Source organism: Stenotrophomonas sp. STEN029 (assembly GCF_056760015.1).
This window is the reverse complement of sequence record NZ_JBRREC010000027.1, coordinates 36,780-45,834: the sequence shown is the minus strand read 5'-3', so window position 1 is coordinate 45,834 and position 9,055 is coordinate 36,780. Positions and strand designations below refer to the sequence as shown.

At 63.6% G+C, this 9,055-nt stretch carries 9 protein-coding genes; 2 read left to right on the top strand and 7 right to left on the bottom strand.

The window, feature by feature from the left end; all coding sequences use genetic code 11:
* Positions 1-157 precede the first annotated feature (157 nt).
* From ACVOLI_RS08450 to ACVOLI_RS08420, 7 genes are all read right to left on the bottom strand, one after another.
* A complete protein-coding gene (locus tag ACVOLI_RS08450) occupies positions 158-1,231 on the bottom strand; it encodes a serine hydrolase domain-containing protein (RefSeq protein ID WP_481534260.1) in 1,074 nt (357 codons plus the stop codon).
* A gap of 134 nt (positions 1,232-1,365) precedes the next feature.
* On the bottom strand, positions 1,366-2,184 hold the full coding sequence (locus ACVOLI_RS08445; RefSeq protein WP_481534259.1) for an alpha/beta fold hydrolase: 819 nt from the start codon (positions 2,182-2,184) through the stop codon (positions 1,366-1,368).
* A gap of 318 nt (positions 2,185-2,502) precedes the next feature.
* On the bottom strand, positions 2,503-2,952 hold the full coding sequence (locus tag ACVOLI_RS08440; RefSeq protein ID WP_481534258.1) for a nuclear transport factor 2 family protein: 450 nt from the start codon (positions 2,950-2,952) through the stop codon (positions 2,503-2,505).
* A gap of 59 nt (positions 2,953-3,011) precedes the next feature.
* Positions 3,012-3,911, bottom strand: a complete 900-nt coding sequence (locus ACVOLI_RS08435) for a type 1 glutamine amidotransferase domain-containing protein (RefSeq protein ID WP_481534257.1) — start codon at positions 3,909-3,911, stop codon at positions 3,012-3,014.
* Between the two features lie 84 nt (positions 3,912-3,995).
* Positions 3,996-5,018: an AraC family transcriptional regulator gene (locus tag ACVOLI_RS08430; protein ID WP_481534256.1), complete on the bottom strand. Its 1,023-nt coding sequence runs from the start codon at positions 5,016-5,018 to the stop codon at positions 3,996-3,998.
* Between the two features lie 130 nt (positions 5,019-5,148).
* Positions 5,149-6,348: an MFS transporter gene (locus tag ACVOLI_RS08425; protein WP_481534255.1), complete on the bottom strand. Its 1,200-nt coding sequence runs from the start codon at positions 6,346-6,348 to the stop codon at positions 5,149-5,151.
* Between the two features lie 32 nt (positions 6,349-6,380).
* Positions 6,381-7,586, bottom strand: coding sequence for an MFS transporter (locus ACVOLI_RS08420; RefSeq protein ID WP_481534254.1), 1,206 nt, complete (start codon positions 7,584-7,586; stop codon positions 6,381-6,383).
* Between the two features lie 133 nt (positions 7,587-7,719).
* Here ACVOLI_RS08420 and ACVOLI_RS08415 point away from each other — a divergent pair, with 133 nt between their 5' ends.
* Together ACVOLI_RS08415 and ACVOLI_RS08410 are read left to right on the top strand one after the other, a co-directional pair.
* Positions 7,720-8,304, top strand: coding sequence for a TetR/AcrR family transcriptional regulator (locus ACVOLI_RS08415; RefSeq protein ID WP_481534253.1), 585 nt, complete (start codon positions 7,720-7,722; stop codon positions 8,302-8,304).
* A 227-nt stretch (positions 8,305-8,531) separates the two neighbouring features.
* Positions 8,532-9,053 (top strand): sigma-70 family RNA polymerase sigma factor, encoded by a 522-nt coding sequence (locus ACVOLI_RS08410; protein ID WP_481534252.1) that lies wholly within the window; start codon positions 8,532-8,534, stop codon positions 9,051-9,053.
* The last annotated feature ends 2 nt before the right edge of the window (positions 9,054-9,055 follow it).

Below are 9,055 nucleotides of genomic sequence, written 5' to 3'. Positions count from 1 at the left end.
CCCCTTGGCTGCGCCAAAGGGAGGGGGCTGAAGCGGTAGTGGCGCGCCCAGCTCGGCGGGGGGGTTTAAGGCCACCGCCCAAACCGGGCCCCCCCCCCCCCCCCCACCCCCCACCCCGGTTTACACGTACGCCACCAGCTGCACAAGCGACCGACACCTACTTTATGGTCGGCAATGCGACGTCACGTCCATAGACAGTAGCGACGATGGCTTCCAGGAAAACATTGGTCGGGATGCGCTCGCCATTGGTCGAGTACGCGATCGCCACGTCATCCTTCGGGTTGTAGATGACCCGTGAATGAGAGCCGAGCACGTCTCCGCCGTGGCCAAGAAATCGTTCCTCCCCGTACGTGAACTCCGCAAGGCCCATGCCCCAGCCCTTGCCCACGACCGGCTGCATCTGCTCCACGGTGTCCCTACGCAGGATCCGGTATTGAAACAGGTTGGTAATCAGTGTGTTCAGATCGCGCGTGGTACTTGCGATATCACCAACGCCGATCACATTGGAATAGTCGACATCCTTGATCTCTCCCCACTGGTCCTTGAACGCATAGGACTTGAAGACATTGCTGGGATGAGACTCAAATGACGCGAAGTTTTCGAGGCCCAGCGGCTCTGCAATCTCCTGAGCAACGATCTCGTGATATCCACGTCCATGTACTTTCTCAAGGATCATCCTCAGCAGGAAGTACGCGGAGTTGGAGTACGCGACACGTTCACCTGGCTCGAACGTCGCACCCTGCCTCTTGATCTCCTCCAGGATCTCGCTCTGGCCAAGTGGGTCAAGCACCCAAAGCGAGCCATCCTTTATCGCGAAGTTTCCCAGCCCGCTTGAATGCTCCAGCAGGTTCCTGATGGTGATCTTCTGCGCAGACGGCATATCGGGATAGAAGTCGGACAACCTGTCATCTAGACGCAGACGCCCGTTTTCTATCAGTTTGAACGCCAGAATCGCCGTGACCATCTTGGTTACCGAGGCTATCTGGTACTTGCTGTTCCCATCGTGAGCAACACCAGGTAGATTCCGCTGCCCGAAGCTCCTGGCATAGACCTCGCGGCCGCCCTTGAAGATGGACACACCGCCGATGCCGCCATTGTTGTCCTCGACATGGTTGATGAAGTCATCGAGCCTTTCCGCATGCACTGCTTGTGACGATCGCGGTTGCGCCTGCGCCACTAGCGGAAGCGCCAAAGCCGGAAGAAGCATCAACACGGTAGCCAGTCTCTTCATTTCGGTCGCGTCTCTTCAATCATTCAAGGCGGTGGCGGCACGGCACTGCGATCAATGCCCGCTGCGTGCCGGTGATGGTGAGGTGTTACCTGCGCTTCGCTGTGTACTGGCAGTAGTCCCACGGAGCCGGCAGTTCAACGCCTGCCTGCAATGTCCCTGATCGCGTCGGCAACCGCTGCCGGGTTCTCGCGGTGGATGTTGTGGCCGATGACGAAGTAGCGGTGGAAGCCACGGTCGAAGGCACTGAACAATGCGGCGTGCTGCGCCTTCCACAGCGCTTTGCCGGCAGCTGTTTCCTCGAAAACGAAGGGTTCGGCGGCGACCTGCGTGGCGGTGAGCAGCGCGACCGGAAGGTCCGGCATGACGTTCGGCGTCTGCGCGCCACGCGCATCCAGCTGGGTGATCAATGCCCGGTAGTCGGCGGCCATGGGCGGCGGGAGCATGCCCAGCAGGGCGGCATCATCGACCAGTACGCGTGCTGCATCGGCCTGCTTGAACGCGTGTCGCTGGCCCAGCGTGGCCGGGTCTACGAGGACCAGCGCCTGCAGTTGGTGCGGATGGCGGCGTGCGAACTCGGTGGCCAGCAGTCCACCATACGAATGGCCGACCAGCACGACCTTCTGTCCACCGGCGAGGTCACTGATCACGGCGCCGAGGTCAACGAGGTGGGCGTCGATGTCCTTGGGCTTGCCATCGCTGCCCGACTTGCCAAGCCCCGCGCGGGAATAGCTGATGCTGCGGTAGTCGGGGCCGAGCGCAGCGATCACGTCCTTCCAGGTGTCCTTGCCCTGGCCGAAACCTGACTCGAAGACCACCGTGACCGGTCCGGTTCCCGACTGCTCGGCGCTCAGCTTGTAGGCGCCGCGGTCCACCATCCCTTCGCTGGCCTGGGCCAAGCTGGCGGCGGCCAGTAAGGTTGCCAGCAGCCATACCTGCAATTTTCCTGTGCTCATCGGTTCCCCTGGATGCTGATGTTGTTGGCCCCGCCGCGCTCATGAAGCAGGGGCGGGGGGCGCGTGCGTCGGTCCATACCGTCTCTGGCGGGCGGTGTGTTGATACTATAGTTAGGTATAACACCTATCATCCCTGCCAGAAGTCATGCCGGTCCGCATAGGCAGGGGCGGCCTCGCTGGGCGGGGAGTTGGGCGACGCAGGAAGGGGCGTCCCGCGTGCTGGTTCACGTATCCGGATCCATCGGCAGCACATGGACGAAGCGGCCGGTTTTCACCGGGCGCTTCACCATGCAACTCAGGCGAACAGCAGCGCGCTGCTCAGCTTGCCGGTGTCTTGCGCTTCCCGCTCCACGACTTGCTGACGATCATCCAGTTGCCGTCGATCTTCGCCAATGCCAGGTAGTCCGAGCCGTCCCATGTCGGATAGTCGAGGGTGAGCTTGACCACGGCCGCGCTGTCGGTGACATCCAGGATTCGGTATTGGCGATGACGTTGCGCCTCATCCGGCGCTGGCTTGCCGGGAAACCCTTTGGCCCATTCTTCCGTGGTCTCCATCACGACGGCGCCGCGATTGGACGAATAGCCGATAACCACGCCGTCCTTCCGCAGTACGCCGCTGAGCAGCTTGGCGTCGCCTGCTTCGAAGCCGCGCAGCAGGGTCTGCATGGCGCGATCAACTTCGGCATGTTCGTTGTTTTGTGCCATCAGCGAGGTGGGGAGCAGAAGCAGCGCTGCGGCGAGAACGGTGGATCGGATTGAAGTGTTCATGGGTTTCCTGGGGAGTGTGGATTGTTGATGTGCGTGGAGTTGGACGGGGTTCTGACCGCTCAGTCCCTCCTGGCCGGGCTGGTTTGCGGGTTGGGAAGCTTGCGCAGCGCATCGACCACGGCTGCAGCCAACGGCGCGGCGGAGGCATAGTTCTGGCCCGTCATCACGCGGCCGTCGACTTCGATGTAAGGCGCGTAGCCGTCCACCGCATGGAACAGGCCGCCACGGGCTTGCACGGTCTGCCGGATCAGGAAGGGGAATTCCTTGAAGTAGGCGGCGTCGCGATCCTCGTGTTCTTCCGGGTAGCCGGTGATGCGCTTGCCGGCGAGCAGGCTTTGGCCGCCGGTGAGTTTGAGGTTCACGATTCCGGCCGTGCCATGGCACACGGCCGAGACCACCCCGCCATTGCGTTCGTAGACATGCATGGCGATGTCCTGCAGGACGGGGTTCTCGGCAACCCCGTACATTGCGTTGCTGCCACCGACGTAATAGACGGCGCGGTACAGGCCGGGGTCGATCTGCGCCGGTGTGGCGGTGTTGCGCAGGCCGCGCATGACGCGCTCGTCCTGCAGGCGCGATTCCACTTCCTTGCCCACGTAGGGGTCGAGGATGGGCACGTCGCCGCCGTCGGGGGTGACGAAGTCCACTGCATAGCCGGCTGCCTGGAACGTATCCCAGGCATGGATCACCTCGCCGAAGCTGATGCTGGCCGGGATGCTGGAGCTGCCGTGCACCTTGCTGCTGGCAAGGATGAACAGGATGCGTTGTTGCCCGGCCCGGTTGGTGTCGCCGAGGCCGCTGCTGGCGACAAGGTGATTGCTGCCGGCCTGTTGCGTCGACGGGTCAGTCGAGGACCGCCCCAGGGCGGACCCGGCGCTCGCGGCGGCGTCGGAAATGCCGCCCTGCCATGCGCACAGCAGCAGGATCAGCAGCGGTTTGAGGAGTCGATGTAAGGGCATGGCGCCGGCTCGTTGGGGTGAGCCTGCAGCCTATGTCTTCCCTTTTAAATCAATGTCTTGCTATGCAATTCCGGAGTGCTGGAATCAATTCCAGGAGTTTCCGGCAGCGGTGCGGAACGCCCCCGGCGGCAGGCCCTCCAGCTTTTTGAAGGCGGCGTGGAAGGTGGACATCGATTGGAAGCCAGCCTCCTCGGCGACCCGCTCAAGTGGTTTTGGCGGCAGTTGCAGCAGCAGTGATTTCGCTTCGATGACACGCAGTTGTGCCAGGTATTGCTTGAAGGACGTCTGCTTGTTGTCGTTCAACAGCTGCGACAACCGGGTCTGCGGAATGCCGAGCCGGCGAGCGAGGCGAGGCAGGGTCAGCCCCGGATCGAGGTAGAGGCGCTCGCGTGCCATCAGGTCGGCCAGCGCCTGCAGCTGGGGTGCGGCTTCGTCGTCGGAAATCCGCCGGTCCTGGTAGGGCTCGATCGGCGCCTGGCCGGAACGCAGGCGCAGGTAGACCAGCACGCTCGCGGCCAGGAGGAAGGTGAAGGACAGCGCGCCGACGATGTAAGAGGTGTAGCCCGCGGTGAAATAGGCGGCCCAGATCAGCCACACGCCGAGCAGCGTTCCCAGCAGCAACGCGCCGGAAGGTGTGCCCTTGAGCTGGGCGCGGTGCCGGTACAGCAGTCCACTGGCCAACAGCAGGTAGCCCAGCCAGACATATTGGATGGCCGGGGTGATGGTATGCAGCCACAGCTCGGGATGGCCGGTGTAGGGCAGGAAGACGTTTACCCCGATGGCAACGGCCAGCAATGCGGTGAGGTGCCAGCGGTCTGCCAACCGTGGACCGGGAGTGCCGGCCAGGCTCGAACGCAGTAGAAAGAACAGGCACGGCCCGATCATGAAGCAGGCGGTCAAACCCAGTTGCAGGAACACCCGGGGAATGTCCGGCCAGAAGTAATAAGCAACCGATTTTCCTGTGCGCATGCCCACGACCAGAATCAGCAGCGCCAGCCAGCGCTGGCTGGGCTCACCCTTGGCCCGCCACCACAGGAACGATGCGAGGACGGTGCCAATGAAGGCGCCGAGCATCGCAAAGAAGAACAGGAAGTGTTGGCTCAGCATTGGCGAAGTATTGAGAAAACCAATCCTTCGTCAAGTTGCGGAGGTCATGCGCGAGGCCAGTTAACGCCAGCAGGAGTGTGGGCCGGTCTTGCGTCGCAGGCCACAAGCAGCAGCCTGCGCGGTTGCCCATTCAATCGCCGTCATCGGCTTCTGGATGGTTGTGGCGATCAATGCTGATGGCGCACAGCAGCAGCGCAACGGCTGCGAGCAGCGAGGTCGCCCAGAGCGTTCCGCTGAGGCCAAGCTGGTCCAGCACTCGTCCGCCTCCCCAGGCGCCAAGTGCGATGCCGGTATTGAAGACCCCCACATACAGCGCGCTGTTTACCTCAACGGCGCGTGGCGCTGCCTGCATCATCCAGGTCATCAGCCCAACCGATACCCCGCCGTAGGCCAGGCCCCAGAGCAACAGCAGCGCACCTCCCATGATCGGGGTGTCGCCGATGCAGAGGAACAGGACAGCCGTGGCCAGCAGGCCTGCGGCAACGGCCATTACCGTGGCGGATACGTTGCGAGGAGCGAGGACGCCCACCAGGAAATTGCCGCCGATGCCGGCGACGCCATAGGCAAGCAGCAGCGCACCGATCCATGTGGCGCTCACGCCAGATACCAATTCAAGCAGTGGCCGGACAAAGGTAAAAGCCGCGAAGTGGCCGGCGACCAGCAACAGCGTCAGGACCAACCCACGCTGCACGCGTCGATTGCGCAGCTGCTGGGCGAAGTGGCGCAGCTGCACCGATGCCGAGACGGGTAGCGAGGGAATCACGGCAAGCTGAAGCAACAGCACCGCCGTGCTCAGCAGCGCCATACCGACGAATGCCTTGCGCCAACCGAACATCTCCCCAACCCACGCGCTCAACGGAACCCCGAGCACGGAGGCGGCGGCGACGCCGCCGAAGATGATCGAGGTGGCCAGTCCAATACGTTGTGCGCAGACCAATCGCATTGCCAGGCCACCGGCGATTGCCCAGATCCCGCCCATGCACAGGCCTACCAGCAATCGCGCAGCCAGCATCCACTGCATGGTCGGTGCCAACGCCGAGGCGGCGTTGGCCGCGGCAAGCAGGGCCAGCAGCGCGCAGAGGATGTAGCGGCGGTTGATGCCGCCTGCGGCAATCACCACCAATGGCGCGAACAGTGCTGCCAGCAGGGCCGGTACGGAGATCAGCAATCCGGCGTTGCCGGTGGACGTGCCAAGGTCTTGGGCGATGGGTGTAAGCAGGCCGACCGGCAGCATCTCGGTGGTCACCACCGAAAAGGTTGCCAGGGCGACGGCCACAACGGCCAACCAAGGATGGGCCACGGCGGTTGCCGTCGGGGATTGGGTTTGCATGGTCTGTTCCGGAAGGTAAGGTGTTGGCGGCATCAACAAACGCAGGTGGACTGCTGCTGGCATGGCCTTAGGCGTCGGCTAACCCAGATCGACAGCAGCAGTACCGCCGCACCAGCACCTACGCTGATGGCGAAGCCTGCTTGGGCACCGGCCAGATCCACGAGTTGCCCGGTTGCTGCGGCGCCGAGCGCCACGCCGATATTCAATCCGGCCAACAACCAGGTCATGCCCTCGGTGAGTTGCTGGTCCGGCACGGCGCGCTCGACCAGCGACATCACCACGATCATCGTCGGCGCGAAAAACATGCCGGCCAGCAGCACGCTTGCCGCAAGCGCTGGCAGGCTGGCCACCAGCAGCAAGGGCAGGGTGGTCAGTGCCGTTGCTGCGCCGCCCCATAGCAGTAGGCGATGCAACGGTGCATCGAATTTCAGCGCACCAAAAGCCAGTCCCGCCGCGCAGGAACCCAGGGCATAGGCCGACAACACGATGCTGGCGGCCAAGGGCTGGCCGAGCAGTTCGGCGAAGGCCACGCTGGTGATGTCGATGGTTCCAACGATCATGCCCATTGCGACCATCAGCAGCGCAAGTAACCGCACTTCCGCCAGCGCCATCACCGATCGATTGGGCTGGCCTGCGGCATGCGCGACCAGCTGCGGTTGTGTCGCCTGCTGCATTGCAAGTGCAGCGGTGCCCACGGCCAGCAGCAGCGCGGCCAGCAGCACGCCGGCCTGCGGGAACAGGCCAACGCAAAGGCCAACCGACAGCGGTGGCCCGGCGATGAAACTCATTTCGTCGAACACCGTTTCCAGCGAGTAGGCCGTCTGCAGTTGTGGCTGCCCACGGTAGAGAGCCGTCCAACGGGCCCGGACCATCGCTGACATGCTGGGCATGCACCCGGCTAGCGCGGCGCAGGGAAACAGCAGCCAATCCGGCGCCTGCCAGTAGCTGGCAAGGAGGAGCAGCAGCATGCCGACAACGCTGGCGGCCGACGCCAACGGCAAAACCGTTGCCTGGCCGTGGCGGTCCACCCAACGCGAGATCTGCGGTGAGGCCAGCGCATAGACCAGCACAAAGGTGGCCGATACCGCGCCGGCCAGTGCGTAACTGCCGCGCAGCTGCGCCAGCAAGGTGATGATGCCGATGCCGGTCATGGGCAATGGCAGCCGGGCCAACAGGCCGGCCAGAGCGAAGCCGGAAGTACCGGGTGCAGCGAAGAGGGCGCGATAAGCGTTGGCCATTGGGGTCTCCGGAGCGCTGCGGCTTGCCAAGGTGTCGGCCGGCCACAACAATACATACGAGGTGTATGTAAAAGGCTACATACATACGCCATGAATGTAAATAAACATACGAAGCGTATGAAAGGAGATTGCCGTGGTCCGCCGCACACGCGTTGAAATGGAGGCAACCCGCGCCTTGCTATTGGTCACTGCCCGCCGCGTTTTCGCCGAAAGCGGCTATGCGGATGCATCGATGGATGAGCTGACTGCACAGGCTGGGCTAACCCGAGGCGCGCTGTATCACCACTTCGGGGACAAGAAGGGCCTGCTGGCCGCGGTGGTCGAGCAGATCGATGCAGAAACCGATGCGCGGCTGCAGGCCATCAGCAACGCCGCAAGCGATCCCTGGCTGGGCTTCCAGCAGCGCTGCCGGGCCTATCTGGACATGGCGCTTGAGCCGGAGATCCAGCGCATCGTCCTGCGCGATGCGCGCGCTGTGCTTGGCGGGGCATCGCTGGATTCACAGCGGCACTGCGTGGACTCGATGCAGCGGCTGATCGAGGATCTGGTTCGCCACGGCGTGATTGCCGAGGTGGATGCGCAGGCCCTGGCATCGCTGATCTACGGCAGCCTGGCCGAGGCTGCGTTCTGGATAGCGGAAGGGGCTGATGCCGATGTCCGCCTGCGCAAATGCGCGGCTGCACTGGAACTGATGCTGCGCGGATTGACGCAGCGCTAGCGGAATGCCGGCAGTGGCAACACGGGCCGGGCGGGGGGACCTGCACAGGCGTTGGCCCGCAATGCCGACGTGACGCTGGATGAAGCTGGTTCGGTGAGCCGGCCAATGTTCCCGGCTGATCCGGCCCGGTGATTTGCGCCGGCGAGGCTGCTTGACCATAATGCGAACTATTCTCATTTGTGGGGCGACCTCGTCACAGAGGCGTTCCGTGTGCCGGGCAGGGGTCCGTGGCTGCAATCGAGTTCACCGCACATCGACAGATTGAAACCCTGTATGCCGATCACCATGGCTGGCTGAGCGGCTGGCTTCGGCGTCGGCTGGGCAACAGCGCCGATGCCGCCGATCTCGCGCAGGATGCTTTCGTGCGCCTGCTGACGCGGCCGGTGCCGCTGGCCAGTGCGCCGCAGGCCCGCCAGTACCTGCGCGCCATGGCCAATGGCATGTGCATCGACCTGTGGCGGCGACGCGAGGTCGAGCAGGCGTGGCTGGACGCGTTGGCGGCGAATCCCGAGGCAGTGGAACCATCCGCCGAGGAGCGCGCCATCGTCATTGAAACCCTGTGCAGGGTCAGCGCGATGCTGGAAAAGTTGCCGGAAAAGGTCGCTTCGGCCTTCCTGCTGTCGCAACTTCATGGCCTGCGTTACCGCGAGATAGCCGAACGCCTGCTGGTGTCCGAGCGCATGGTGAAGAAGTACATGGCGCGGGCGATGCTGCATTGCGTGCTGCTTGAAGCCGGCAACGGTTGCTGAGG